The following is a 25,471-nucleotide window of genomic DNA, read 5'->3' as shown; positions in this document are numbered from 1 at the left end:
TGCCGGCGACGAAATCATGTAGCCAGCAAAAAGCGCCAGAGGAGAGATCGTGGAAACCGTGCGGCCGACTACTGCCGAAGAGCGCGACGCCAGGACGGCGCTCAACAAGGGGGCGCCCACGCTGGAGTTCGGCCGGCGGGTGCCCTACGACGCGTATGTGCACGCCAGCACCCTGCACACCCTGCAGCGCACGCTGAGCAGCGACCCCGGCGAGATGTCGTTCCTCATGGTCAGCCAGATCATGGAGCTGTATTTCGGCCTGATCCGGCACGAGCTGGAGCAGGCCCGCGAGCATGTGCGCGCCGGCGAGGTGTGGCCCGCGCTGGCCCCGTTGAAGCGGGCCGCCCTGCACCTGGAGGGCCTGAACGCGGCCTGGCAGACGTTGCGCTGGATGACCCCGGCCGACTTCAACAAGTTCCGGGACCTGCTCGGCGAGGGCTCCGGCTTCCAGTCGGCGATGTACCGTCAGGTCGAGTTCCTGCTCGGGCTGCGCACGAAGTCGCTGATGCGCCCGTTCCGGGGCACCGCGGCGTACGAGGAATTGGAAGTGGCCCTGCACCGGCCGAGCCTGTGGGACGAGGTGATCGCGCTGCTCGCCCGTCAGGGTCACGCCATCAAGCCCGGCCTGCTCGACCGGGACGTCGCCGACGAGCACGAGACGGATCAGTCGGTGGCGGACGCCTGGGTGCGCGTTTATCGCGATACCGGCCCCGAGAACCACCTTAGGCTGCTGGGCGAGGCGCTGACCGAGGTCGCCGACCGCTTCGGCGACTGGCGTTATCTGCACCTGAAGGCCGTGCAGAGGACGATGGGGGCCAAGAGCGGCACGGGCGGCTCCAACGGGCTGGCCTTCCTGCAGCGCAGTATGAGCCGGCCGGTCTTCCCGGAGCTGTGGACCTCGCGGACGGAGATGTAATGAGCTTTGAGGGGCTTCGCCATCTGTTCCACATCCCCCCGGCTGAAGGGGGCGACTATCCGGAGGTCGCCTACTTCGCGGGCAACTCGCTGGGACTGCAACCCAGGGCGACCCGGGTCGAGCTGAACGAGGACCTCGACGAGTGGGCCCGGCTCGGGGTCGAGGGCCACCTGGACGCGGCCCGGCCCTGGCTGCCGTATCACGAGCTGCTGACCCAGCCCGCGGCCCGGCTCGTCGGCGCGCTGCCGTCCGAGGTCGTGGTGATGAACTCGCTCACCGTCGACCTGCACCTGCTGATGGTGTCGTTCTACCGCCCGGCCGGCGCCCGCACCCGCATCGTGATCGAGGACGCGGCGTTCCCGTCCGACAGTTACGCCGTCCGGAGTCAGGCCCGGTTCCACGGCCTCGACCCCGAGACGACCGTCGTACGGCTCAAGCCGCGCGACGGCGAGGACACGTTGCGCACCGAGGACGTCGTCGCGTTCCTCGAGCGCGAGGGTGACACGGTCGCGCTGCTGATGCTGGGCGGGGTCAACTACCTGACCGGCGAGGTCATGGACATGGCCACGATCACGAAGGCCGGACACGCCGCGGGCGCGGTGGTCGGCTGGGATCTCGCGCACGCGGCCGGCAACATCCCCCTCGACCTGCACGAGTGGGGCGCCGACTTCGCCGCCTGGTGCTCGTACAAATATTTGAACTCCGGGCCGGGTGCGCTGGCCGGCGTCTTCGTCCACGAGCGTCACCACGGCGCCGACCTGCAGCGCTTCGAGGGCTGGTGGAGCACCGAGGCGACGACCCGCTTCGAGATGACCCCCGAGTCCCGGCCGCCGCGCAGCGCCGACGCCTGGCAGGTCTCGAACCCGCCGATCTTCGCCATGGGTCCCGTACGCACGTCGCTGCGCATCTTCGACGAGGTCGGCATGCCCGTCCTCCGCGAGCGCAGCCTGCACCTGACCACGTATCTGCGCGAGCTGCTGGACGAGGTCGTGGCCACCCGCCCGCTGTCCGTGATCACCCCGCGCGAACCCGAGCGGCACGGCTGCCAGTTGTCCGTACGGCTGCACGAGGGCAACGCCGGCGCGCTGACCAAGCGGCTGCGCTTCGAGCACGGGGTGATCGCCGACGCCCGCCAGCCCGACATCGTGCGGTTCGCGCCCGTCCCGCTGTATTCGACCGAAGAGGACTGCCGCCGGGCCGCCGCGGCGCTCGCCGCCTGCGTGGAGGAGACCCAGTGAAGCACGTGGCCATCGTCGGCGCAGGGCTCTGCGGCAGCCTGCTCGCCTGCTATCTGGGCCGCCGCGGCTACACGGTCGACCTGTACGAGCGCCGCCCCGACCCGCGAGTCACCGGGGCCGAGCGCGGCCGGTCGATCAACCTGGCCCTCTCCGAGCGGGGCATCGACGCGTTGCGCCGGATCGGCCTCGACGAGCAGGTCCTCAAGGACGCGCTGCCGATGCGGGGCCGGATGGTGCACCCGCTGGGCGGCGAGACGAACTTCCAGCCGTACAGCCTGGACGGCGACCGCGCGATCAATTCGATCGGCCGGGGCGCGCTCAACGACGCGCTGCTCGACGCGGCCGGCGCCACCGAGGGCGTGACCATCCACTTCGACCGCGCGCTGACCTCGCTCGACCCCTCGCTGGGCACGCTGGGCTTCGCCGACGGCAGCCAGGCCAAGGCCGACATCGTGCTCGGGGCGGACGGCGCCGGCTCGGCCACGCGGGGACTGCTCATGGCGTACGCGGGGGAAAGCTTTTCCGAGACGGTGAGTTTCCTCGACTATGGCTACAAGGAGCTGACGATCCCGGCCCGCGACGGCGACTACGCCCTCGACCCGGGCGCGCTGCACATCTGGCCGCGCGGCACCTCGATGATGATCGCGCTGCCCAACCCGGACCGCTCGTTCACCGGCACGCTGTTCTGGCCCAGCTCGGGCAGCAACAGCTTCGCCTCGATCGGCAGCCCGGCCGCGGTCGAGCGGCACTTCCGCGACAACTACCCCGACCTGCTCGAGCTGATCCCCAACCTGGTCGACGACTACCGGCACAACCCGGTCGGCCTGCTCGGCACCGTCAAGTGCGCGCCCTGGCAGATGCTGGGCCGGGTCGCGCTGATCGGCGACGCCGCGCACGCCATCGTCCCGTTCTACGGCCAGGGCGCCAACGCCTCCTTCGAGGACGTGGTCGAGCTGGACCGCTGCCTCGACGCCACCGGCGACAACTGGGCCGAGGCGCTTCCCCTGTACGAACAGGGCCGCCGCGAGAATTCCGAGGCGATCGCCGAGATGGCCCTGGCCAACTTCGTCGAGATGCGCGACAAGGTGGCCGACCCGCTCTTCAAGCTGGGCAAGAACGTCGAGCACACCCTGGAACGGCTGCTGCCCGGCAAATACGTGTCGCGCTACGAGTTGGTCTCGTTCTCCACAACCCCGTACGCGGATGTCCGCCGCCGGGTCAAGCAGCAGCACCAGGTGCTCGGGCTCGCCGCGGGAACACTGGTCGCCCTGGCCGCGGCCGCGGTGATTCGGAGGATCGCACGATGAACGTGCTGCGTAACTTCATCGCCGGCGAGTTCCGCCCGGCCACCACCACGTTCGCCAAGGCGTCCCCGGTCACCGGCGAGACGGTCTTCTCGGTCACCGAGTCCGAGCGGTCCGACGTGGACGACGCCGTCGCCGCGGCCCGAGCCGCCGTACGGGGGCCTTGGGGTCGCACCACCGAGCAGGAGCGCGCCACGATGATGCGGCGCATCGCCGACGAGCTCGAGCGCCGCTTCGAGGATCTGGTCACGGCCGAGGTCACCGACACCGGAAAGACCTACACCCAGGCCCGTACGCTCGACATCCCGCGCGGCGCGGCCAACTTCCGCGCCTTCGCCGACGTCGTGGCGGCCACCGGCACCGAATCGTTCACGACGGCCACCGCCGCCGGCGGGCGCGCGCTCAACTACGCGGTGCGCAAGCCGATGGGCGTCGTCGCCATCATCGTGCCCTGGAACCTGCCCCTGCTGCTGCTCACGTGGAAGGTCGCCCCCGCCCTGGCCTGCGGCAACGCCGTCATCGTGAAGCCCAGCGAGGAGACCCCGGCCTCGGCCACCGTCCTGGCCGAGGTGATGGCCGCGGCCGGCGTGCCCGAGGGCGTGTTCAACCTCGTGCACGGCCACGGCCCCAACGCGGTGGGGGAGTGGCTGACCACGCACCCCGACGTCGACGCGATCACCTTCACCGGCGAGTCGGCCACCGGCTCGGCGATCATGAAGAACGCGGCCCCGGGCGTGAAGCCGGTGTCGTTCGAGCTCGGCGGCAAGAACGCCGGGCTGGTCTTCGCCGACGCCGACCTCGACGCGGCGGTGGCCGGCAGCGTGCGGTCCAGCTTCACCAACGGCGGGCAGGTCTGCCTGTGCACCGAGCGCCTGTACGTGCACCGGTCGATCTTCGACGAGTTCACCTCCCGGCTCGCGGCCAAGGCCAAGGAGCTGACCTACGGCTGGCCGTCCGACGAGGCCACCGGCACCATGCCGTTGATCTCCAAGGCCCACCGCGACAAGGTGCTCGGCTATTACGACCTGGCTCGTGAGGAAGGCGCGACCTTCCTGGCCGGCGGGGGCGTGCCGCACTTCGGCGACGAGCGCGACGGCGGGTCGTACATCGAGCCCACCGTGATCACCGGGCTCGGCCAGGACGCCCGTACGGTCCGGGAGGAGATCTTCGGCCCGATCTGCCACATCGCGCCGTTCGACGACGAGGACGAGGCCTTCGCGCTGGCCAACGACAGCGCGTACGGGCTGGCCGGGACGGTGTGGACCCGTGACGTGGGTCGCGCGTTGCGGGCCGGCGCGCAGCTCGACGTGGGCCTGGTCTGGATCAACACGTGGTTCCTGCGCGACCTGCGCACCCCGTTCGGCGGGATGCGCGCCTCCGGCGTCGGGCGCGAGGGCGGCCGGCACTCGCTCGACTTCTACTCCGAATACACCAACGTCTGCTTGGACATGTCATGACCTCGCTCGCCGCTGCTCTCGACAACGCCTTGACCACCGCCACCGAGCTGGCCTCCGGCTCCTTTCCCGCGGATGATCCTTATGCCGTGCAACGCGAGGTCGTCGACCTGCGGCTGGCCCGCGGCGAGAAGGTCGTGGGCGTCAAGCTGGGGCTGACCAGCAAGGCCAAGATGCAGCAGATGGGCGTCGACTCGGTCATCTGGGGCTGGCTGACCGACGCCATGCGCATCGAGGACGGCGGGGTGCTCGACCTCGGTCCGCGCATCCACCCCAAGGTCGAGCCGGAAGTCGCTTTCCTCGTACGGGGTGGGGCCATCGCGGCCGTGGCGCCGGCGCTCGAGGTGATCGACTCCCGCTGGCTCGACTTCAAGTTCACGCTCGACGAGGTGATCGCGGACAACACCTCGGCCGCCGGATTTGTGGTCGGCTCGTGGCAGCCGGTTCCTGCTGACGTTGATGATCTCTCCGTGCAGCTGCTCATCGATGGTCAGGTGGTCGAGACAGGCTCCACCTCGGCGATCCTGGGTGACCCTCGCGAGGCGTTCTCCGAGGCGCTGCGGCTGGCCGGGACGCTCGAGGACGACTGGATCGTGCTCGCCGGAGCGGCGACTGCCGCCGTACGGGTGGGGCCCGGTCAATCCGTACGGGTGGAAGTGGCTGGTCTTGGCGCCGCAGCGCTGAAGGCCTCGTCGTGACCGGGCGGCTCGTCGAGGGCAAGGCCACCCCGCGGGGCAAGTTCCCGCACGTCAAGGTGGCCAACGGGTTCGCCTTCGTCAGCGGCACGAGCAGCCGGCGGCCGGACAACTCCATCGCCGGGGCTTCGGTCGACGCCATGGGCACCGCCACGCTCGACATCGCCGTGCAGACGCGCGAGGTGATCAAGAATATTTCCGACATCTTGGACTCGGTCGGTGCGTCCCTCGACGACGTCGTTCAAGTCACGACCTACCTGGTCAACATGAACGACTTCGGTGGCTACAACAAGGTCTACGCCGAGTTCTTCGACTTCAACGGCCCATCCCGTACGACCGTGGCCGTGCACCAGCTGCCGCACCCGCACCTGCTCATCGAGATTCAAGCAGTCGCCGCTCTGCCGTCGAAGGAGGCGTCATGACCGACCCGATCAACTTCCCGGGCTGGATCGAGGACAACAAGCACCTGCTCAAGCCGCCCGTCGGCAACAAGCAGATGTTCCCGACCGGCGACGACTTCATCGTCATGGTCGTCGGTGGGCCCAACTCGCGTACGGACTTCCACGTCGACCCGTACGAGGAGTTCTTCTATCAGGTCAAGGGCAACATGCACGTCAAGACCATGACCCCGGACGGGCCCAAGGACGTGCACATCCGCGAGGGCGAGATGTGGGTGCTGCCCGGCAACACGCCGCACTCGCCGCAGCGGCCCGAGGCCGGCTCGATCGGCCTGGTCGTCGAGCGGGTGCGCGAGGAGGGCACGCTCGAGAAGTTCCAGTGGTACTGCTTCGAGTGCAACCACCTGGTGCACGAGGTCGAACTGCAGGTGCGCGACATCGTCGAGGATCTGCCGCCGGTGTTCACGGCGTTCTACGAGGACGAAAAGGCCCGTACGTGCGGCAACTGCGGCGCCGTGCACCCGGGGAAGGGCTGACGCTTGACCATCGACGTTCACACGCACGTCGTGCCGAAGGGGTGGCCGGATCTCGCCGACGCGTGCGGCGGGACCGGCTGGCCCTGGCTCAAGGTCACCTCCGAGCGCGAGGCGATCATCATGATCCGTGAGACGGAGTTCCGTCGCGTCGACTCATCGGCGTGGGACCCTGCGGTGCGGCTCGCCGACATGGATGCCGACGGCGTTGTCCAGCAGGTCGTCTCGCCGACGCCCGTATTTTTCGGCTACGACCGCACTCCCGCTCAGGCCGTAGCGTTGTCGCGGATCTTCAACGACCTGACGCTGGCTGTCACCTCTGACAACTCCCGCTTTATCCCGTTTTGTCAGGTGCCGCTGCAGGATCCGGACGCCGCGTGTGCCGAGCTGGATCGTTCGATGGCGGCCGGCCACGTCGGCGTCGAGATCGGCAACCACGTCGGCGACCAAGATTTGGACGCGGCCGGCATCGTCGAATTCCTGCAGCACTGCGCGGCGGTCGGCGCCCCCGTCTTCGTCCACCCGTGGGACATGCCCGAGGGCCCGCGGCTCGACCGCTGGATGGCACGCTGGCTCACCGGCATGCCCGCCGAGACCCACCTGTCGGCGCTGGCCCTGATCCTCGGCGGCGTGCTCGACCAGGTCCCACCCACGCTACGCCTATGCTTCGCCCACGGCGGCGGCAGCTTCCCGTACTGGCTGGGCCGAGCCGACAACGCCTGGGAACGTCGCGGTGACCTCGTCCGGGGTCGCTCCACCCGCCCACCCAGCGCCTACGCAGACCGCATCTTCGTCGACTCGGTAGTTTTCAGCGAGCCCGCCCTACGCCTACTGGTAGACACGATGGGCGAAGACCAAGTCGTCGTAGGCAGCGACTACCCGTACCCGTTGGGTGAGCGCCCGGCCGGCCAGGTCGTCCGGTCCGCATCGTTCCTCTCGGACAACCAGCGCGAGAAGCTCCTAACCACCAACGCAACCCGCTTCCTGTACGGCCACCCCTGACCACAACCCCTAGCCCCGCCCCGCTCGGGGAGGCGACGGTGAAGGCCGCTCTCAGTCCCAGCCCCTCAGCTCCAGCTCTTGAACTCTCTCTGCCCCTCAATCCTCAGCCCCGTGCCGCCGGGGGGAGGCGGCGGTGAAGGTCGCCCTCAACCCCAGCCCCTCAACCCCCAGCCCCGGCCCGCTCGGGGGAGGCGGTGATGAAAGCCGCCCTCAGCCTCTGCCCCTCAATCCCCAGCCCCGGCCCGCTCGGGGGAGGCAGCGGGTGGAGGCCGCGAATGTGATGGCCGGGGTGGGGACGCCGGGGGAGGCAGCGGGGGAGCCGCGAATGTGATGGCCGAGGTGGGACGCCGGGGGAGGCGGTGAGGTGTGGCTTACGTCATATCTGTCGTCCAAAACGGGGGCGCGGAGCGTCTGGCTCGGCGTGAGCTTCAGTCGTGTGCGTTCGCTTGTTGTCGTTTGCTTCCTTCTGGTGGCCGCGATCGTTGTCGTGGTGGTCGCCGTGGTGCGCGACACCCAGGCCAACGCCGCCGCCGGTCAGGAGTGCCCCGCGGGCGCGCCCCGGGTCACCCTCGACCTGCCCGGCGACGCCTCCCAGGTGAAGCTGCGAGTGCTCAACGGCACCCGTACGCCCGGGGTCGCCGAGCAGGTCACCGAGGAGTTCAAGAATCGCGGGTTCGTGATGTCGAAGCCCGCCGACAACAAGGGCAAGCTCAAAGACATCGCGGTCGTCCGCTACGGCCCCAAGACGGTCGGCGCCGCCCAGTGGATCCGCGCCTACTTCCTCGACGAGGCCGAACCGCAGTTCAGCGCGACCCGCAACACGGACGTCATCGACATCATCATCGGCCCCCGCTTCCGCCAGCTGGCCACATACACCGAGGTCAACCAGGCGCTGGCCCAGCTGAGCGTGCCCACCCTCCCGCCCGGCACTTGTGAGGCCCCGTGAGGTGTGCCGCGGGTCACAGCTGAACCGCCAACCCTTTCCCCGCTCGCGCGTCCTCCCAGGCGACAGTGCACCGACCGACAGTGCTGGAGCTTGAGATGCGCAGATCCACCCGGACCCTCGCGGTCGCCGCCGGAGCCGTGGCCGTAGTCGCCATCGGCGGGGTATCGGCAGCGGCCGCCTTCGCCGACGACGCGCCCCCCACGCCGGCCCCGACCGCTCCGACCGCCCCAGCCCCGACCACCACGGCCCCGGCCCCCGCGCCGTCGACCGCGGCTCCGGCTTCGACCGTCGCGCCTTCACCGTCGTCGACGCGGCCACCGACCGCCGCCGGCCTGGCCGCCGCAGCCGTCTCGATCCTGGCGTTCATCCTGCTCCGCCCGTCGAACGTGCCGCCCACCCAACCCGTGTCCCCGCCCTCGCCGACTCAGTCCACCGCCCCGAGCCCCTCACCAACAGCCACTCGGCCGCCCGCCTCGCCGCCGACCCCCTCGACGTCCGCCCCAGCGACCTTGGCCCCCACAACCGAACCGCTGTCTCCTTCCGCGACCAACCCGGCATCCCCCTCCACGACCGGCCCGCCCTCTCCCTCCGTGCTTCAGCCGAGCCGGACGATCCCGCCCACTCCGCGCTGAAAAGGCAGTTCGTGGTTGCATCAGACCGTGGATGTCTTTCTGGGGAGTCAGGGGCTCGGTGCTCTGAGCGGTTGGCTCGACGGTCTGGACCCGCGGCCGCGGCGGGCGGTTCTTGTTCCGACCGCGGGCAATCCGTTGCCGGCGATGCCCTGGGTCGACGTGGCCGAGGCGGCGCTGGCGGATGCGGGGTTGCCGGTGCGGCGGCTCGACCTGGAAACGGCTACGGCCGGTGAGGTGTCCGAGGCTGTGGCCGCGGCGGATTTGGTGTTCGTGACCGGGGGCTATCCGATCTTTTTGCTGCAGCACGCCCAGCGGTCCGGGTTCGCCGAGGCGGTCCGGCTGGGGGTCACGTCTGGGCGGGTTGCCTACGCGGGGATGTCGGCTGGGGCCGCGTTGGCGGTGGCGGACCTCGCGGGCTACCACGACGAGGACGACCCCGGTGAGGTGACGGACACGACCGGGCTGGGGCTCGTCTCGTTCTATCCGCTGTCGCACGCCAACCGTGGTCGCGAGGAGCTTTACGCGCGAATCATCGCCGAGGAGGGCGACCGGTACGAATTCGTTCCGGTGCGTGACGATCAGGCGGTGATCGTGCGGGACGGGGTCCGGGAGATCAGGGACAGTTAGCGCATGAAGGCATACGACATCGTCGTGGGCGACGGGCCGGCCACGGCCGTGGCACCCGCGGAGGGCGAGGACGACCCGGACGGCAAGCCGCTCTCGCCCGCGACAGTCGGGCCGATCCGGCTGCGCGAACGAGACGACCCCAATGCCGGCCTGGCCCCGATCGACGAGCGCACGGACGTCCGCGACCGGTACGACCGGTACGGCATGGAGCACCTCGGCGGCACCGGCATGAACCCGGACGGAACCCGTACGGACCTTTCGCCCTGGTATGTCGAGGTGAACCGGCTCGGCGGCCTCAACCACGGCGGCGACCAGGACATCGCCTTCGACCTGGACGCCGTCGAGTTCCTCGGCGAGATGTCGAGCCACCTGCGCTGAGCGGCCTCGGTGGTGCCGGGGCGGCGGGGGCCGGAATGTCTGTCTACGGTGTGGCGATGGCGAACTTCGTGCTGATTGCGGGCGCACGGCTCGGGGCTTGGGCTTGGGCCGAGGTGGTGCCGCACCTTCGCGCCGCCGGCCACGCTGCTCATCCGGTGACGTTGTCTGGTCTGGCCGAGAAGCGGGGTCTGCCGGCGGGGCAGCAGACCCACGTCCAGGACATCGTGGACGAGATCGAGCGTAACGATCTGCGCGACGTGGTCCTGGTCGGGCACAGCTATGCCGGCATTCCCGTCGGTCAGGCCGCCGAGCGGATCGGTGACCGGCTGGCCCACGTGGTCTTCGTCGACGCCAGCCTCCCGGCCGACGGCGAGTCGTTCGCCTCGGACTCGTCGGACGGCGGCGCGGCCCTGGCGGCGACGATCGCCGCGAACGACGGCTTCTGGCCGCCCGCGTCCCCGAACCACTTCGGCGGTCATGGCCTCACCGAGCACCAGATCGCCCGCATCGTGTCTGGCTCCACGCCGCACCCGGGCGCCACCCTGACCGAGCCCGCCGCGCTGACCCGCCCGCTGAACGAGATGCCGGCAACCTACATCCACTGCAGTCTGCCCGACGGCGTGCTCCCAGCCGAGTGGGCCGACGTGCTGGCCGGCTACCACTGGCAGCTGGTGGAGCTGGACACCGGCCACTGGCCGATGTTCTCCCGCCCCCGGGAACTGGCACAGACCCTGCTCGAAACGGCCACGAAGTAGCCAAGCGGCACTCGACGGTTGCCGGGCAGGCGGGCGGAAAGGGGTCAGGCGGGGAAGAGGCCGGCGCGGGCCAGCTGACCGGGAACCTGGTGGCCGAGCAGGTCGCCCAGGCGGGCGCCCAGGGGGAGCAGGGGCTCGACGTCGACGCCGGTGGGGAAACCGTTGCGGTGCAACAGGTAGAGCAGGTCTTCGGTGGCGATGTTGCCGGTGGCGTTGGGGGCGAACGGGCAGCCGCCGATGCCGCCGGCGCTGCTGTCGAGGGCTACCGGGCGGCCGCCGGCCAACTCGGCGGCGGCCAGGGCGTTGGCGTAGCCGGTATTGCGGGTGTTGTGGAAATGCCAGCGCAGCGGGATGTCGTCAGGGACTACGGAGTGCAGGGCGCGGACCTGGGCGGGGACGCCGACGCCGATCGTGTCGGCCAAGGCCAGTTCGTCGGGGGCGGCCGCCAGGCACTGCGCGATGACTGACTGAACTCGGGAGACGGGGACCTCGCCCTCGAAGGGGCAGCCGAAGGCGGCGGCCACGGTGACCGTGGTGCGCAGGCCGGCGTCCCGGGCCCGGGCGGCGATGCGGGACCAAGCGGCGATCGCTTCGGAGGTGGGAACGCCCTGGTTGCGTTGGCTGAACGTGTCGGTGGCGACCACGACGACGTTCACCTCGTCCAGGCCGGCGGCGATCGCGCGGTCGAGGCCGCGTTCGTTGAGGACCAGGCCGATCCACGAAACGTCGCCGCGGGGGAGGCCGGCCGCGACCGCTTCGGCGTCGGCCATCTGCGGGACGCGTTTCGGGTGGGCGAAGCTGACCGCCTCGATGCGGCGGACCCCGCTCGACACCAGCGTCTCGATCAGGGCCAGCTTGTCGGGCGTGGGCACGAGGGCGGACTCGTTCTGCAGTCCGTCGCGCGGCGAGACCTCGACGATCGAGACGCTCATTGCATACAACCCAAGCTGAACATGGCACCACTCTTGCGGAATCGGCCCGATCATGGCAAGGATTGCATACAACTTTTCGTGACAGCCGACACAAGCGGTCGGTGGCGCCGGCGGCTAACGGCGACGGATCACGGGCGGCAGCGGGCGGCGAGAGCGGCCACGACAGACGAGGAGCAAAGTGCGAGCAGCGGCGGAGCAGGCGGCGCAAGCCCTGCGGGACGAGATCCTGTCGGGGGCCATCCCGTCGGGCGCGCGTCTGGGCGAGGCGGAACTGGCCGGCCGGTTGTCGGTGAGCCGCACTCCGATTCGTGAGGCGCTGTCCCGCCTGGCCGCCGAGGGCCTGGTCGAGATCCAGCCCAACCGCGGCGCCCGGGTCGCCAGCTGGTCGTCCGAGCAGCTGCGCGACATCTTCGAGCTGCGCCTTCGGCTCGAGCCGTACGCCGTGCGCCAGGCCGTGCCGAACCTCGACGCGGAGCAGATCGCCGAGCTGGACGAGCTGGCGGCCGAGATGATGCGGGTCGGCAAGCCGGGCCGCAATCAGAACCTGGCCGCGATCGTCGAGCTGAACCGCCGGTTCCACGGGCTGTTCATCGACGCTGCGGGCTCGCCACCGCTGGCGCAGGCGCTGCGCGGGGTCACACACGCGGCGGTCGTCACCCAGAACTTCCACGACTACGCGCCCGCCGCGCTGTTACGCAGTCTGCACCACCACGTCGAGATGGTGGCCGCCGCGCGGGCGGGCGCCGGGGAATGGGCCGAGGCGATCATGCGGGCCCACCTATACAACGCCCGCGCCACGATGATCGGGCACGGTCCCGAGGAGGCCGGCGCACAAGAGGCGACGACCGGGCGTGGTTCCGAGGGGGCCGGCGCACAAGAGGCGACGACCGGGCGTGGTTCCGAGGGGGCCGGCGCTCAAGAGGCGACGACCGGGCACGCGACGACGATGGGGGTACGGGCATGAGCGGGCCGCTGGGGGATCTGCGGGTTGTCGAGTTCGGGCAGTTGCTGGCCGGGCCGTTCTGCGGGCAGCTGCTGGGCGACTTCGGGGCCGAGGTCATCAAGATCGAGGATCCGGGCCGCGGGGATCCGATGCGGCAGTGGGGGCGGGAGAAGCCGCACGGGAAGTCGTTGTGGTGGCCGGTCGTCGCGCGCAACAAGAAGTCGGTGACGTGCGACCTGCGTACGGGGGAAGGTCAGGCGCTGGTCCGCAAGCTGATCGACACCGCCGACATCGTGGTCGAGAACTTCCGGCCGGGCACGCTCGAGCGCTGGGGCATGGCGCCCGAGACGCTGTGGCAGACCAACCCGGGCCTGATCATCACGCGGGTCACCGGCTACGGCCAGGACGGCCCCTACTCCAGCCGGGCCGGGTTCGGGTCGATCGGCGAGGCGATGGGCGGGATCCGTTACGTCATGGGCGATCCGGACGGGCCACCCGTACGGGCGGGCATTTCGCTCGGTGATTCGCTAGCCGCCACGTACGCGTGCATCGGGACGCTCGTGGCCGTGCACGCCCGCACGAACACCGGCCGCGGTCAGATCGTCGACTCGGCGATCTACGAGGCGGTGCTGGCCATGATGGAGTCGCTGCTGCCCGAGTGGGCGGTCGCCGGCTATCAGCGTGAGCGCACCGGGGCCACGCTGCCCAATGTGTCGCCCAGCAACGTCTATCCGACCGGCGACGGCGACCTGATCCTGATCGCGGCCAACCAGGACACCGTGTTCGGCCGGCTGGCCACCGCGATGAAGCAACCGGAGCTGGCCCAGGATCCGCGCTACGCCACGCATTCGGCCCGCGGCGCCGCCATGGCCGAGCTCGACAACCTGATCGCCGAGTGGACCTCGACCGTCACCGCCGAGGACCTGCTGACCGTGCTGCACGAGAACGGTGTCCCGGCCGGGCGGATCTTCCGGGCCAAGGACATGTTCGCCGACCCGCACTTCGCGGCCCGGCAGGCGATCGTGAACGTGCCGCACCCCGATTTCGGCGAGCTGCCGATGCAGAACGCCACCCCCAAGCTCTCGGCCACCCCCGGCTCGGTCCGTACGGCCGGTCCGGCGCTGGGCGAGCACAACGACGAGATCTACGGCGGCCTTCTGGGCCTGGACGAAACGGAGCGCGCGCGTTTGCGCACTGCCAAAATCATTTAAGGAGAGCGATGTCGTATCGGCTCGGTGTGGATGTGGGCGGCACGTTTACCGACGTGCTGCTGGCCGACGAGGATTCCGGAGCAACCTGGCGGGCCAAGACCGCCTCGACGCCGAGCGACCAGTCCGTCGGCGTTCTCAACGGTATCGACAAGGTGTGCGCCGAGGCCGGCATCGACCGGGCCGCGGTCGCGCACGTGCTGCACGGCACCACCGTGGCCACGAACGCGATCCTGGAGGGCAAGGGCGCGACCGTCGGCCTGGTGACCACCAAGGGTTTCCGGCAGGTGCTGCAGATCGCGCGCTCGTTCGTGCCCGGCGGCCTGGCCGGCTGGATCATCTGGCCCAAGCCCGAACCCCTGGCGGCGCTGGAGAACACGGTCGAGGTGCCCGAGCGGATGGGCACCGACGGCACGGTCGTGCAGGAACTGGACGAGGAGGCCACCCGCGCGGCATTGCGCAAGTTGCGCGACAACGGTGTCGAGGCGTTGGCCGTTTCGCTCATCAACGCGTTCGCCAACGACGCGCATGAGCGCAGGATCGCGCAACTGGCGGCCGAGGAGCTGCCGGGCATCGAGGTGTCGCTGTCCAGCGTCGTGCTGCCGGAGATGCGCGAATATGAGCGCGCGTTGACGACCGTCGCGAACGGATACGTGCAGCCCCAAGTTGCGCGTTATGTAGCGAACCTGTCCGCCAAGTTGAGCGCGGAGGGGGTACCGGCCGAGCTGTCGATCCTGCGCAGCGACGGCGGATTGTCGGGGGCTGACGCGGCGATCGCGGCCCCGGTGACGATGCTGCTCTCCGGCCCGGCCGGGGGAGTGGCCGGCGCGGTCTGGGTGGCCGAGCAAAGCGAGCACACCGAGTTGCTCACTTTTGACATGGGCGGCACGTCGACCGACGTCGCGCTCGTGCAGAACGCGCAAGCGCGCATCGGCCGCGAGACGAAGGTCGGCGATTTGAGCGTACGGGCGTCGGCCGTTGACGTGCGCACGGTCGGCGCGGGCGGCGGCTCGATCGCGCACGTGCCGCAGCTGACCCGGGCGTTGCGCGTGGGCCCGCAGTCCGCCGGCGCCGAGCCCGGCCCCGCCGCGTACGGGAAGGGCGGGGTGGAACCGACCGTGACCGACGCGAACGTCGTGCTCGGGTATCTGCCCAGCTCGCTGGCGGGCGGCGAGATCACGCTGGACCGGGAGGCGGCCCGCGCGGCCGTGCAGACGGTGGCCGACGCGATGGGGCTGGAGAGCGCCGAGGCGGCCGCGGCCGGGATCATCGACATCGTCAACGAGAACATGCTGGGCGGGCTGCGGCTGGTAAGCGTGCAGCAGGGGTTCGACCCGCGGGACTTCGCGCTGGTCGCCTTTGGCGGGGCGGGACCGCTGCACGCCAACGCGCTGGGCAAGCTGACCGGGGCCTGGCCGGTGATCGTGCCGCCGTCGCCCGGCGTGCTGTGCGCGCTCGGCGACGCGACCACGTCCGCTCGTGACGAATCCGCGCGGACAGTTCTGCGCAAACTTGGTGACTTGTCCGCGCAGGAGTTCGCCGAGATCTTCACCGAGCTGGCGGAGACCACGGCGCAGCGCCTTGTTGATCAAGGGATCCCGAGCAGCCAGCAGACGATAACCTACTCCGCCGATGTCCGGTTTGTCGGACAAGGGAACGAGCTGCCGGTCACCTTCGATCTTGCCGATGGCCCGAAGGGGCTCGCGGCCCGATTCGACGCCGAGCATGAGCGCCTTTTCTCCTTCACCTTGCCGGTCGACCATGAGCTGGTGAATGCGCGGGCGGCGGTGACCGGTGAGCGTCCGAACGTCGCGCCGATCCGCCTGAGCGAGAGTGCCGGACCGCCGGAAACATCCGGACATACCCGAATCTATGTCGAGGGAGCCTTCGTCGAGGCAGCGCTGTACGACCGCTTGAAGCTGAACGCGGGCGACGTTGTCGAGGGTCCGGCGATCATCACCGAGATGGACTCGACGACCCTCGTCCTCCCCGGGCACCGCGCGACCACCCACGCCAGCGGCAGCCTCCTGATCACCCCGGCAACGGAGGCCTGAGACATGGCGACCATCGTGGAGACCAACACCGCGCCGATCACCAAGGGCGACGTCGACCCGGTCACGCTCGACCTGGTCGAGAACGGCCTGCGCAACGCTCGCTACGAGATGGACGAGGTGCTTTTCCGTACGGCGTTGTCGCCCGGCATCCGCGAGCAGCACGACGAGTTCCCGCTGATCGCCGACCCGGCCGGCAAGATGGTCGTCGGCCAGTTCGGGCTCTCCATCCCCGACTTCCTGGCCGGGTTCGCCGGCGACATCCGCGAGGGCGACATCCTGCTCACCTCGGACCCGTACGCCTGCGGGGCCGCGATCAGCCACGCCAACGACTGGCTCGTGGTCGTGCCGATCTTCTTCGAGGGCCGGGTCGTGGGCTGGTCCTCGATGTTCGGGCACATGTCCGACGTCGGCGGCAAGACCCCGTCCTCGATGCCGACCGACGCCAAGACGATCTACGAGGAGGGCGTGGTCATCCCGCCCTTCAAGCTGTACGACGGCGGCAAGATCAACGAGGACGCGCTGCGGATCATCCTCAACCAGGTGCGGGTGCCCGACTGGAACCGGGCCGACCTCAACGGGCTGGTCGCCGCCTGCCGCACGGCCGCGCGCCGGGTGCAGGAGATGTGCGCCCGGTTCGGCGTCGAGACGTACCTGTCCGCGCTCGACGCCCTGCTGCAGCGCAACTACGACGCCATGAAGACGCTGCTGCAGGTCGTGTTCGCGGAGGGTAGGACGCTCTCGTTCACCGACTACATCTGTGACGACGGTGTCGGTTACGGCCCGTACGAGCTCAAGCTCTCCCTGACCCGTACGGGCGAGCGGGTGCACCTGGACTTCAGCGGCTCCTCGCCGCAGGCCATCGGCCCGGTCAACTACTACCTGAACGAGAACCTGGCCCGGATGTTCTTCGGGATCTACATGATCACGGTGGCCGACCCACAGATCCTGTGGAACGACGGCTTCTATCCGCTGGTCGACGTGACCATCCCCGACGGCTCGTACTGGAAGCCCAAGCACCCGGCCGCGCTCAACGCCCGCAACCACGGCATCGGCCGGGTCTTCGACCTGTTCGGCGGGCTGCTCGGGCAGACCAACCCGGCCCTGCTCAACGCGGCCGGCTTCTCGTCGTCGCCGCACTTCATGTATTCCGGCAACTACTCGGGCGGCGACCGCAAGGGCGAGTGGTTCCAGCTCTACTCGATCGGGTTCGGCGGCATCCCCGGGCGGCCGCTCGGTGACGGCCCCGACGGTCACTCGCTGTGGCCGAGCTTCGTCAACATCCCGTGCGAGTTCCTCGAGTCGTATTACCCTCTGCGCATCGAGAAGTGGGAGACGGTCGCCGACACCGGCGGGGCCGGGCTGCACCGGGGCGGCAACGGCGTCGACGTGGCGTACCGGTTCCTGGAGCCGGGCACGATCGCCATCCACGACGACCGCTGGCTGATGTATCCGTGGGGTGTCAACGGCGGCGCGCCCGGGGCCCGCGGCACCAAGTGGATCGACCGCGCCGACGGCTCGCGCGAGGTGCTTCCGAGCAAGTGCCACGACATTCCCGTACGGCCGGGGGACGTGCTGCACTTCGTCACGTGGGGCGGCGGCGGGTGGGGCGACCCCCTGGAACGCGACCCGGCGCTGGTGGCCAAGGAGGTCCGGCGCGGGCTCGTCACGTCCGAGGGCGCGAAGGCGTACGGGGTGGTGGTGACCGGCGACGGGGGCGTCGACGAGCCGGCCACGTCGGAACTGCGGCGGACGCTCAGGGCGGGCCGGCCGGCCGAGCTCCCGGTCTTCGACATGGGCGGCTCGATGGAGGACATCCTGGCCCGTTGCGAAGAGGAGACCGGGCTTCCCGCTCCCCGCAAGCCGGTCTGGACATGACGGACACCCCGTTCGGCGGCGCCCTCGGCTGGGGGCGCCGCCCGGCGCTGCTGCTGATCGACATGATGCGCGCCTACTTCACCCCGGGCAGCCCGTTCGACCTGGGCTCCCGGCGGTCGCTCGACGGCTGCGCGACATTGCTTGAAGCTGCGCGCGCGGCGGGCATTCCGGTGCTGCACACCCGCGTACGGTTCTCGCCCGATCTGAGCGACGGGGGCCTGTTCGTCCGTAAGGTCCCCGCCCTGGCCGCCCTGGTCGAAGGTGCGGACGCAGCCGAGTTCGTCCCCGAGCTGACCCCCGGGCCGGGCGAGGTCGTCGTGACCAAGCAGTACGCGTCGGCGTTCTTCGGCACGTCGCTGGCGGCCACGCTGACCGCCCGCGGCATCGACACCACGATCATCGCCGGGGTCTCCACGTCGGGTTGCGTGCGGGCCAGCGCCACCGACGCCATGCAGCACGGCTTCCACCCGGTCGTGGCCGGCGACGCCTGCGGCGACCGTACGCCCGAGGTGCACGACGCCAACCTGTTCGACCTGGGCGCCAAGTACGCCGACGTGGTCACCGTCGACGAGGTCCTGACCAGGCTCGCTTAGTATCGTCGGGTGCCGCACAGCCACGGCGAGGGCAGTGATGCTCTGCGCTCCTTGACGCCTCGTGCCCGCCGCATCCTGCTGCTGGTGCTCGTGCCCGCGGTGGTGCTGACCGCGATCGGCATGGCGCTGCTGTGGCCCACCGGCGCCGACCGGCCCACCGAATCCGGCGACTCGACCGAGGTGAACGGCCGGGTCGTCGCCGTCCAGCCGGCCGCCTGCCCCGAGGTCGAGCTGCCCGAGGGCACGCCGGCCCCCACCGAGTGCGGCACGGTGCAGGTCCGCCTGGACGACGGCCGCACGGTGGAGACCGACATCCCGTCCGGCCCCGGCGCCGTCACCGTCGAGCCGGGCGACGACATCGTGCTGCTCTATCTCGAGGAGAGCTTCACCGGCAACGACTACTCGATCGCCGACCACCAGCGAGGCAAACAGTTGTGGCTGCTCGGGGCGGCGGTGGCCCTGGCCGTGATCGCCTTCGGCCGCTGGCGGGGGCTGCGCGCGCTGGCCGGGCTGGCCGTCACGTTCGCCGTGCTGCTGATCTTCGTGGTGCCGGCCATCCTCGACGGGCGGCAGCCCCTGCTGGTGGCCGTGGTCGGCGCGGCCGCGATCATGCTGATCGTCCTGTATCTGACCCACGGCCTCACGCTCACCACGACCGTCGCGGTGGCCGGCACGCTGATCGCGCTGACCGTCACGGCGCTGCTGTCCGCGCTGTTCACCAGCCTCGTGCACCTGACCGGGGTGGCCGACGACACCACTACCTTCCTGAGCGTCAGCCAGAGCGGCGTCGACATGCGGGGCCTGCTGCTGGCCGGCATCGTGATCGGCGCGCTCGGGGTGCTCGACGACATCACGGTCACCCAGGCCGAGACCGTACGCGAGCTGGCCCGGGCCAACCCCGGCTACGGCTTCCGCGAGCTCTACGGGGCCGCCACCCGCGTCGGCCGGGCGCACATCGCCTCCGTCGTCAACACCATCGTTCTCGCGTACGCCGGTGCCTCGCTCCCGCTGATGCTGTTGTTCGCGGTCGGCGGCACTCCCGTGTCCCGCCTGCTGACCGGCCAGCCGATTGCCGAGGAACTGGTGCGCAGCGGCGTCGGCACGCTGGGCCTGATCGCCGCCGTCCCGATCACGACCGCCCTGGCCGCCTGGCTGGCCGCCCGCGCCGCCACTCCGCCGGCCCCGCCGAAACACCGGCCCGCGCAGCAGCCGTGGACCGCGTTCATCGACGACCGTCCTTGACCCCGGCGTACGGGGGCCGATCGCGGGCCGCTACCGTACCCATCGATATCAATCCCTGAGTGGTGGCGTGGCACTGCCGTGCCCAGGTCAGGGCGACTCATCAACGGGGACAATTTCATGACATCGATGCACCGCGCCCGCTGGGCGCGGCCGGTCCTGGCCGCCGCCGTGGCGCTGGCCGCCCTGACCGCCACCACTGCCGGGGTCGCCTACGCCGCCCCCGCGCCGGTTCAGGCGCTCGCCGCCGCCGGCCAGGCCTCGTACGACCAGAAGCTGGCCGTGGCGGTCAAGTTCGGCCGCGGCGACGACTTCGCCCTGATCGAGCGGGCCGACCGCGACTTCGTGATCGAGATCTGGAAGCACGTCAAGGACAACGGCGACTACCTCGAGGTGCGGGCCGCCGCCGAGCAGGCCTTCGGCACCGTCTCCGACGAGACCAACCCGGACGCCTCGGACCTGGCCTGCTACGAATTCATCGCCACCGGCGTGTTCGCCGCGTTCGACCGCGACATCGAGCGCGAACGCCGCGAGGCCGAGGCCAAGCGCCTCTCCGACTCCGCGCGCGCGGCCGCCGCGGCCAGCATCGACATCGTGGCCGGGGCCGACCTGCTCAACGCGAGCGACGCCGACTTCATCCGGCTGATCTGGGAGCGGGTGGCCGACGACGCCGACTGGCGCGAGGTCAAGGAGGCCGCGGCCGCCGCCCGCACCGGCTCGGCCGAGCAGCAGACGCAGTTCATCGCGTCCGGCCTGGCCGCCGCGGCCAAGCAGGCGGTCGACCGCCGCATCGCCGAGGACGAGTCGCGTACGGAAGCGGAGAAGCTGGCCGCCCTGGCCCGCGCGGCCAAGCAGCTGGCCGCGAACCGGATCGGCCTGCCGGTCACCGAGGAACTGCTCAGCCTGCCCGACCGTGACTTCGTGACCGAGGTCTGGAACTTCGCCGTCGAGGGCAGCGAGGTCGAGGCGGCCGCCATCGCGACCGCCCGCAGCAACGACCCCGCGGTGTGGAAGGCGTTCATCGACGCCGGCATCCACCAGGCCAAGGACCGCGACATCCAGAAGGCCCTGGCCGCCGCCGAAGCCGCCGACCGGGTCGCCGCCACCGACGTCGTGGCCCGCGCCGACAAGGCCGCCCACCGCAACCTGGCCCTGGCCGGCCGGAACGCGCTGGCCGGCAACGCCCAGGCGGTCGCCGACTTCCTGCGCGTCGGGCAATACCAGGTGCGCCCCGACCTGCCGCAGCGCCTGCAGGCCGGGCACACCGGGCAGTGCCTGGCCGTGCCGTCCGGCTCGCTCGAGACCAACATCCAGCTCATCCAGTGGCCGTGCGGCGCCGGCAAAGAGCAGGGCTGGACGTACTTCCCGAAGGCCAACGGCAACTACGAGCTGCGCAACGTCAACAGCAACCTGTGCCTGGCCGTGGGCGGCGGCTCGAAGGACGACAAGGCCCGCGTCATCCAGTGGACCTGCAACAACGGCAACGAGCAGCTGTGGACGCCGCAGCAGGACAGCACCGGCCTGACCCGGCTCAAGAACGTCAACAGCGGCAAATGCCTCTCGGTCCTCGACGCCTCGACGGCCAACGGCGCGAAGATCACCCAGCTCGCCTGCTCGGCCACCGTGCCGTCGACGGGCTGGAACGTCCGCGCCCGCGGCCTGGTCAACCTCGAAGCCGTGTCGTTCAACGACGCGTTCCAGGACCTGATCGCGACCGACGTCCCGACCGGCCGGCTCTACCTCTACCCCGGCACCCGTACGCGGGACGCGTTCGGCGCCCGCGTGATGATCGGCAGTGGCGGCTGGAACGGCATGGACAAGCTGGCCACCGGCCGCATCAACAGCGACGAGTTCGACGACATCGCCGCGGTCGAGAAGTCCACCGGCAAGCTCTGGCTCTACCCCGGCACGGCCGCGGGCACGCTGGGCGATCGGGTGCAGATCGGCAACAGCGGCTGGAACTCCATGGAGAAGCTGGCCTACGGCAAGTTCAACGCCGACGCGTACGAGGATCTGACCGCGGTCGACAACCGTGACGGCAAGCTCTACCTCTACCCCGGCACCGCCACCGGCATCCCCGGCCCGCGGGTCGTGCTGCACTCGGGCGGCTGGAGCGGCAACACCAAGCACACCGTGGGCCGCTTCAACGCCGACGCGTTCGACGACATCGTGTCGGTCGAGCAGTCCACCGGCAAACTGTGGGTCTACCCAGGCGCGGCCAACGGCACGCTGGGCGCCCGCTTCCAGATCGGCAACGGCGGCTGGAACGGCATGAACGAACTGACAGCAGGCCACTTCAACGCCGACGACTTCGACGACGTAGTAGCCACCGAAAACGGCAGCGGCAAGCTGTGGCTCTACCCCGGCACCGCCACCGGCATCCCCGGCCCGCGCATCGAACTGGGCATCGGCGGCTGACCGACAGTTGTGCAACACCGGCCCGCGCCCTTCCCGGGGCGCGGGCCGGTGCATTTCCACCGGGCCACACTCTCGCGGACCCGGCCGGATCGAACTATCGCGTGGGGCTGATCCGTACCCGTTGGTGACATTTGCCGGCCAGCGAGGAGACAACGGTGGGCGATCCCGCACGCGACGACGAGGACACCTATCCGTTTCTGTCGGGAGCGGCCGGGTTCGCCTACCGCGACGAGCCCCCGGCAGCGGCCGAACCCTCTCGTGACGATGAAGCTCCGGCACCGGCCGGGGATGACGAGCCGCCGACCGAGGAGTTCCCGGTTGTCCCGCCCCTTCGTACCCCGTACGGGGGAAGGAAGCTTCGGCCGCGGGTGGCCGCGTTGCTCGTGGGGGCCGCGGTTCTCGGCGGGGTGAGCATGGTCGTCGTCGCCGGGCTGGCCGGGGGAGGGGAGCGGCCGCCCGCACCGCCGCGGGCCGGTGGCGCGCCGGTCTTCGTGTCACCGGGGGCACCGCAGCCGGGCGTGCCGGGGCCGGCCTTTGATGTCGGCACGTTTGAGCTGGTGAGCAGCGTGCCCGAGCTGAATCTGACGCTGGGGCGGCCGGGTGACGGTCCGATCGGGGTCAACGGCCTGGGTGGTGGCCCGGCGCCGGGTGTGAGCGTGGCCGGGGATCAGGTGCGGCTCTCCGCCGGGCCCGATGCGGGGCGGCTCGATGTGGTGCTTGATGAGCGGATCGCGTGGACCATTCGGATGAACGGTGGGGTGCGGGCGGCGACGTTTGTGCTGACCGGGGGTGTGGTGCGGGAGGTCGAGCTGTCCGGTGGGGCCGACTCGGTCGTGCTGGCGTTGCCTCGGTCGGACCGGGCGTTGCCGATTCGGATGTCGGGTGGGGTGCGGGAGTGGAGCATTCGCACCGAGGGGGAGGTTCCGGTGCAGGTGCGGGCCCGGTTCGGGGCGGGGGAGGTGAGCCTGTACGGCAAGCGGGAGCGCGGCGTCGGGCAGAACACGACGCTGACCGCGGGTGACGGGTCGGGCCTGGAGGTGACGGCGGCCGCCGGGTTCGGGTCGTTGGCGGTCAGCTCGCAGTGAACCGCCGGCGGGCGCGGGCGATGCGGGCCCGTTCGCGCTGCGCGTCGGCCGCCGTGACGGCGCTGGCGGCGCGCTGGCACAGGTCCGCCGCTTCCGCCTGGAGTCTTCTGGCCGCCTCGACTATCGCCGGCCCGTCCTGTTCGGCCATCACCCTTCCCCGTGTGCCGTGAGGACGGCGCCCTCATCGGGTATTAGAATAGTCGCGAATCGACGCATCAATCGACGCAACTCATCCGAACGGGTTCGGAGATTTTCTGGGGGAGGGCATGACTGAGCTGGAAGTTCAGCCCGATGAGGTGCTGGAGCAGCTTTCCCGGGCGGCGCGGGCCATGCGGGCCGAGGAGCCGACCGGGCTGACGGCGATCGTGGCCCAGGCCACGACGACGATTCCGCCGGCCGTCTGGGCCGGGCTGATCGAGCTGGAGGACGCCCGGCTGGTGCCGCGGGTCACGCTCGGCGATCCGCCCCGCGTGCTCGACCGGCTGCAGCAGGAGCGGGGCGCCGGTCCCTGCGTCGACGCCGCCCGTGAGCAGCGGGTGATCGTCGTCGACGACATGACCACCGACGGCCGCTGGCCCGAGTTCTCGGCCGCGGCCGTGCGCGAGGGCGTCTGCAGCATGTTGTGCGTGCCGCTGTGGGTGGACAACCTGAGGCTGGGCACGCTCAGCCTCTACGGGCAGCAGACCGGCGCGTTCGGCGAGTCCGAGCGGCGCCTGGCCGCCGTCTACGGCACGTTGGCCGCGCTGGCCCTGGCCGACGGGCGGCGGGTCGCGCAGCTGACCGCCGCGCTCGAGACGCGCGACCTGATCGGGCAGGCCAAGGGCATCCTGATCGAGCGGCTCCGGATCACCCCCGACGCCGCCTTCGACCTGCTGGCCGCCATCTCGCAGAACTCGAACGAGCGGCTCGTGTCAGTGGCCGAACGCCTCGTCAACACCGGCGAGGTCCCCCACTGATCAAGCCCAGCCACGGCGGGCCCAGCCACGGCGGGCCCAGCCACGGCGGGCCCAGCCACGGCGGGCCCAGCCGCGCTGGGCCCAGCCGCGCCGGGTCAGGACGTGAAGCGGGGGCGGCGGCGGACCAGGAGGGCGGCGGCCGCGCCAGCCACCAGCAGGAACAGGCCGCCGGCCAGCAAGGCCGCGGCGGGGGCTCCGGTGACCGGAAGGCCGCCGCCGGTGCCGCCGTCGTTGTCGCCGGGCACGGGGGCCGGGGCGGCGCTGGTCGTCGTGGGAGCCGGGCTCGCGGTGGGTGACGAGAGCGGGCCCGCCGCGCCCAGGTTCAGCTCGAGGGTGGCGGTCGCCTCGGGCCCGTACCCCTGGGCGAGCGTCACCGGAGTGCCCGCGGCGCGGCCGTCGTCGGCGAGGAAGAACTCGCCAGGGGAGATGGCGTGCGGGGCGCGGGCCGTGACGCGTACGGGGCCGCCTTTCTCGGACCAGACGGCGAACCCCTCGTACGTGCGGATCCGGGTCATCGGCACGACGCTGTCGGGGCGCAGGACCGTGGCGTTCTCGGCCTCGAGGGAGATCCAGCCGCCGGGGCCGTAGATGATCCAGGGCGGGGCGTCCGCGTACGGGTGCTCGACGAACTCGATCTCGCGCCGCGGAAACGGCAGGTCGAGCGACTCGCGAACCAGGTAGTCGTAGACCTTCTTGACCACGAGGTATTCGTTCTGGGCGCCCAGGCCCGCGCCGGCCCGCCACGGGTTGAGGGTGACCTTGTTGGTGAAATGCCACAGGGCGGCCTGCGTGCCCAGCTTGAGCAGGTGGTTGAAGGTCGCCTCGGAGGTGGCGGCGGGCTTCTTCACGCCGGCGTTGCGGATCAGGTCGGCGCGGTCGCCCGACGGATAGCCGAGCAGCAGGACGCCCGAGATGCGCGGGGTGGTGACACCGGCCTCGGCGTACGTGGCGTCGTGGTAAGCCGCGCCGGCCGGGACGACACCGCCGAACGCGAGCGAGAAGACCGGAACCGTGGTGCCGCCGGCGACGGTCAATTCGATTCCCCGTACGGCTGTGGCCTTGCCGCCGAGCATCAGCGTGCGCGACGTACCGTCGGCGCGGGCCACCCCGGTTTCGGGCACGTCACCCGGCTCGGCGGCGGCCGGCGCGGCCCAGCCGAGCAGCAGGCCCGCCGCCACGACGGCCGGAACAAATCGTGTGCGCAACATGGGCGCAATCTATCGCTCCCGGCCTCCCGTGTCGTTCCCGGGAACGATGCGGGACGGCCACTCCGTACCGATCATCGAAAGG

Annotated in this window: 24 protein-coding genes; 21 read left to right on the top strand and 3 right to left on the bottom strand. The window is 70.7% G+C overall.

Annotated elements, in window-relative coordinates:
- Positions 1–46 precede the first annotated feature (46 nt).
- The 12 genes from JKJ07_RS00920 (at position 47) to JKJ07_RS00865 (ending at position 10,878) form a co-directional block, all read left to right on the top strand.
- Entirely contained in the window at positions 47–916 is an 870-nt protein-coding gene (locus JKJ07_RS00920) for a tryptophan 2,3-dioxygenase (protein WP_307834117.1), read from the top strand.
- Complete coding sequence (kynU, locus tag JKJ07_RS00915; RefSeq protein ID WP_202989213.1) at positions 916–2,154, top strand: kynureninase; 1,239 nt, start codon at positions 916–918, stop codon at positions 2,152–2,154. Before JKJ07_RS00920 ends, kynU begins: the two co-directional genes overlap by 1 nt.
- On the top strand, positions 2,151–3,461 hold the full coding sequence (locus JKJ07_RS00910; protein WP_202989212.1) for an FAD-dependent oxidoreductase: 1,311 nt from the start codon (positions 2,151–2,153) through the stop codon (positions 3,459–3,461). The genes kynU and JKJ07_RS00910 overlap by 4 nt, the downstream gene beginning before the upstream one ends.
- Positions 3,458–4,915, top strand: a complete 1,458-nt coding sequence (locus JKJ07_RS00905) for a 2-hydroxymuconic semialdehyde dehydrogenase (protein ID WP_202989211.1) — start codon at positions 3,458–3,460, stop codon at positions 4,913–4,915. The genes JKJ07_RS00910 and JKJ07_RS00905 overlap by 4 nt, the downstream gene beginning before the upstream one ends.
- Positions 4,912–5,610 (top strand): 2-keto-4-pentenoate hydratase, encoded by a 699-nt coding sequence (locus JKJ07_RS00900; RefSeq protein ID WP_202989210.1) that lies wholly within the window; start codon positions 4,912–4,914, stop codon positions 5,608–5,610. The genes JKJ07_RS00905 and JKJ07_RS00900 overlap by 4 nt, the downstream gene beginning before the upstream one ends.
- Positions 5,607–6,029 (top strand): RidA family protein, encoded by a 423-nt coding sequence (locus JKJ07_RS00895; protein ID WP_202989209.1) that lies wholly within the window; start codon positions 5,607–5,609, stop codon positions 6,027–6,029. Before JKJ07_RS00900 ends, JKJ07_RS00895 begins: the two co-directional genes overlap by 4 nt.
- Positions 6,026–6,541: a 3-hydroxyanthranilate 3,4-dioxygenase gene (locus tag JKJ07_RS00890; RefSeq protein WP_202989208.1), complete on the top strand. Its 516-nt coding sequence runs from the start codon at positions 6,026–6,028 to the stop codon at positions 6,539–6,541. The genes JKJ07_RS00895 and JKJ07_RS00890 overlap by 4 nt, the downstream gene beginning before the upstream one ends.
- Positions 6,542–6,544: 3 nt before the next feature.
- Positions 6,545–7,540: an amidohydrolase family protein gene (locus JKJ07_RS00885; protein ID WP_202989207.1), complete on the top strand. Its 996-nt coding sequence runs from the start codon at positions 6,545–6,547 to the stop codon at positions 7,538–7,540.
- Positions 7,541–8,009: 469 nt separating this feature from the next.
- Positions 8,010–8,486 carry a LytR C-terminal domain-containing protein gene (locus JKJ07_RS00880; RefSeq protein WP_307834077.1) on the top strand — a complete coding sequence of 159 codons (477 nt, stop codon included), beginning with the start codon at positions 8,010–8,012 and terminating at the stop codon, positions 8,484–8,486.
- A 659-nt stretch (positions 8,487–9,145) separates the two neighbouring features.
- Positions 9,146–9,745 carry a Type 1 glutamine amidotransferase-like domain-containing protein gene (locus JKJ07_RS00875; protein ID WP_202989205.1) on the top strand — a complete coding sequence of 200 codons (600 nt, stop codon included), beginning with the start codon at positions 9,146–9,148 and terminating at the stop codon, positions 9,743–9,745.
- A gap of 3 nt (positions 9,746–9,748) precedes the next feature.
- The gene (locus JKJ07_RS00870; protein WP_202989204.1) at positions 9,749–10,123 is read left to right on the top strand and encodes a hypothetical protein; all 375 of its coding nucleotides are present in this window, start codon (positions 9,749–9,751) and stop codon (positions 10,121–10,123) included.
- A 56-nt stretch (positions 10,124–10,179) separates the two neighbouring features.
- Positions 10,180–10,878 carry an alpha/beta fold hydrolase gene (locus tag JKJ07_RS00865; RefSeq protein ID WP_202989203.1) on the top strand — a complete coding sequence of 233 codons (699 nt, stop codon included), beginning with the start codon at positions 10,180–10,182 and terminating at the stop codon, positions 10,876–10,878.
- A gap of 44 nt (positions 10,879–10,922) precedes the next feature.
- On the opposite strand, the gene JKJ07_RS00860 is transcribed toward JKJ07_RS00865, so the two are convergent.
- Positions 10,923–11,810 carry a hydroxymethylglutaryl-CoA lyase gene (locus JKJ07_RS00860; RefSeq protein WP_202989202.1) on the bottom strand — a complete coding sequence of 296 codons (888 nt, stop codon included), beginning with the start codon at positions 11,808–11,810 and terminating at the stop codon, positions 10,923–10,925.
- Between the two features lie 178 nt (positions 11,811–11,988).
- Between JKJ07_RS00860 and JKJ07_RS00855 the strand changes: the two genes are divergently transcribed.
- The 8 genes from JKJ07_RS00855 to JKJ07_RS00820 all read left to right on the top strand — a co-directional run bounded on the left by JKJ07_RS00855 (position 11,989) and on the right by JKJ07_RS00820 (position 23,225).
- Complete coding sequence (locus JKJ07_RS00855; RefSeq protein WP_202989201.1) at positions 11,989–12,774, top strand: GntR family transcriptional regulator; 786 nt, start codon at positions 11,989–11,991, stop codon at positions 12,772–12,774.
- The gene (locus JKJ07_RS00850) at positions 12,771–13,964 is read left to right on the top strand and encodes a CaiB/BaiF CoA transferase family protein (protein WP_202989200.1); all 1,194 of its coding nucleotides are present in this window, start codon (positions 12,771–12,773) and stop codon (positions 13,962–13,964) included. The genes JKJ07_RS00855 and JKJ07_RS00850 overlap by 4 nt, the downstream gene beginning before the upstream one ends.
- An 8-nt stretch (positions 13,965–13,972) precedes the next feature.
- Positions 13,973–16,015: a hydantoinase/oxoprolinase family protein gene (locus JKJ07_RS00845; RefSeq protein WP_236028148.1), complete on the top strand. Its 2,043-nt coding sequence runs from the start codon at positions 13,973–13,975 to the stop codon at positions 16,013–16,015.
- 3 nt (positions 16,016–16,018) lie between these two features.
- The gene (locus tag JKJ07_RS00840) at positions 16,019–17,890 is read left to right on the top strand and encodes a hydantoinase B/oxoprolinase family protein (protein ID WP_202989199.1); all 1,872 of its coding nucleotides are present in this window, start codon (positions 16,019–16,021) and stop codon (positions 17,888–17,890) included.
- The gene (locus tag JKJ07_RS00835) at positions 17,887–18,483 is read left to right on the top strand and encodes an isochorismatase family protein (protein ID WP_202989198.1); all 597 of its coding nucleotides are present in this window, start codon (positions 17,887–17,889) and stop codon (positions 18,481–18,483) included. Before JKJ07_RS00840 ends, JKJ07_RS00835 begins: the two co-directional genes overlap by 4 nt.
- A 9-nt stretch (positions 18,484–18,492) precedes the next feature.
- Complete coding sequence (locus JKJ07_RS00830) at positions 18,493–19,725, top strand: YibE/F family protein (protein WP_307834076.1); 1,233 nt, start codon at positions 18,493–18,495, stop codon at positions 19,723–19,725.
- A gap of 117 nt (positions 19,726–19,842) precedes the next feature.
- Positions 19,843–22,140, top strand: coding sequence for an RICIN domain-containing protein (locus JKJ07_RS00825; protein WP_202989197.1), 2,298 nt, complete (start codon positions 19,843–19,845; stop codon positions 22,138–22,140).
- 155 nt (positions 22,141–22,295) lie between these two features.
- Positions 22,296–23,225, top strand: a complete 930-nt coding sequence (locus JKJ07_RS00820) for a hypothetical protein (RefSeq protein ID WP_202989196.1) — start codon at positions 22,296–22,298, stop codon at positions 23,223–23,225.
- Here JKJ07_RS00820 and JKJ07_RS00815 read toward each other — a convergent pair.
- Positions 23,212–23,373 (bottom strand): hypothetical protein, encoded by a 162-nt coding sequence (locus tag JKJ07_RS00815; protein WP_202989195.1) that lies wholly within the window; start codon positions 23,371–23,373, stop codon positions 23,212–23,214. The two genes, JKJ07_RS00820 and JKJ07_RS00815, sit on opposite strands and share 14 nt — an antisense overlap.
- Positions 23,374–23,491: 118 nt before the next feature.
- On the opposite strand from JKJ07_RS00815, the gene JKJ07_RS00810 reads away from it, so the two are divergent.
- Positions 23,492–24,181, top strand: a complete 690-nt coding sequence (locus tag JKJ07_RS00810; RefSeq protein WP_202989194.1) for a GAF and ANTAR domain-containing protein — start codon at positions 23,492–23,494, stop codon at positions 24,179–24,181.
- Between the two features lie 95 nt (positions 24,182–24,276).
- Here the strand turns inward: JKJ07_RS00810 and JKJ07_RS00805 are convergent, their stop codons facing one another.
- Positions 24,277–25,389: a thioester domain-containing protein gene (locus JKJ07_RS00805; protein WP_202989193.1), complete on the bottom strand. Its 1,113-nt coding sequence runs from the start codon at positions 25,387–25,389 to the stop codon at positions 24,277–24,279.
- Positions 25,390–25,471 lie beyond the last annotated feature (82 nt).

Origin of the sequence: Paractinoplanes lichenicola (assembly GCF_016785085.1) — a bacterium.
GTDB classification, from domain to species: domain Bacteria; phylum Actinomycetota; class Actinomycetes; order Mycobacteriales; family Micromonosporaceae; genus Actinoplanes; species Actinoplanes lichenicola.
Note: the sequence above shows the minus strand (reverse complement) of the source record. Positions and strands in the feature narration are given on the sequence as shown.

Coding starts and splice junctions, on each gene's coding strand:
- kynU (WP_202989213.1), top strand. CDS start 916: ATGAGCTTTGAGGGGCTTCGCCATCTGTTCCACATCCCCCCGGCTGAA.
- JKJ07_RS00905 (WP_202989211.1), top strand. CDS start 3,458: ATGAACGTGCTGCGTAACTTCATCGCCGGCGAGTTCCGCCCGGCCACC.
- JKJ07_RS00900 (WP_202989210.1), top strand. CDS start 4,912: ATGACCTCGCTCGCCGCTGCTCTCGACAACGCCTTGACCACCGCCACC.
- JKJ07_RS00890 (WP_202989208.1), top strand. CDS start 6,026: ATGACCGACCCGATCAACTTCCCGGGCTGGATCGAGGACAACAAGCAC.
- JKJ07_RS00870 (WP_202989204.1), top strand. CDS start 9,749: ATGAAGGCATACGACATCGTCGTGGGCGACGGGCCGGCCACGGCCGTG.
- JKJ07_RS00865 (WP_202989203.1), top strand. CDS start 10,180: ATGGCGAACTTCGTGCTGATTGCGGGCGCACGGCTCGGGGCTTGGGCT.
- JKJ07_RS00860 (WP_202989202.1), bottom strand. CDS start 11,810: ATGAGCGTCTCGATCGTCGAGGTCTCGCCGCGCGACGGACTGCAGAAC.
- JKJ07_RS00850 (WP_202989200.1), top strand. CDS start 12,771: ATGAGCGGGCCGCTGGGGGATCTGCGGGTTGTCGAGTTCGGGCAGTTG.
- JKJ07_RS00845 (WP_236028148.1), top strand. CDS start 13,973: ATGTCGTATCGGCTCGGTGTGGATGTGGGCGGCACGTTTACCGACGTG.
- JKJ07_RS00840 (WP_202989199.1), top strand. CDS start 16,019: ATGGCGACCATCGTGGAGACCAACACCGCGCCGATCACCAAGGGCGAC.
- JKJ07_RS00835 (WP_202989198.1), top strand. CDS start 17,887: ATGACGGACACCCCGTTCGGCGGCGCCCTCGGCTGGGGGCGCCGCCCG.
- JKJ07_RS00825 (WP_202989197.1), top strand. CDS start 19,843: ATGACATCGATGCACCGCGCCCGCTGGGCGCGGCCGGTCCTGGCCGCC.
- JKJ07_RS00815 (WP_202989195.1), bottom strand. CDS start 23,373: ATGGCCGAACAGGACGGGCCGGCGATAGTCGAGGCGGCCAGAAGACTC.
- JKJ07_RS00810 (WP_202989194.1), top strand. CDS start 23,492: ATGACTGAGCTGGAAGTTCAGCCCGATGAGGTGCTGGAGCAGCTTTCC.
- JKJ07_RS00805 (WP_202989193.1), bottom strand. CDS start 25,389: ATGTTGCGCACACGATTTGTTCCGGCCGTCGTGGCGGCGGGCCTGCTG.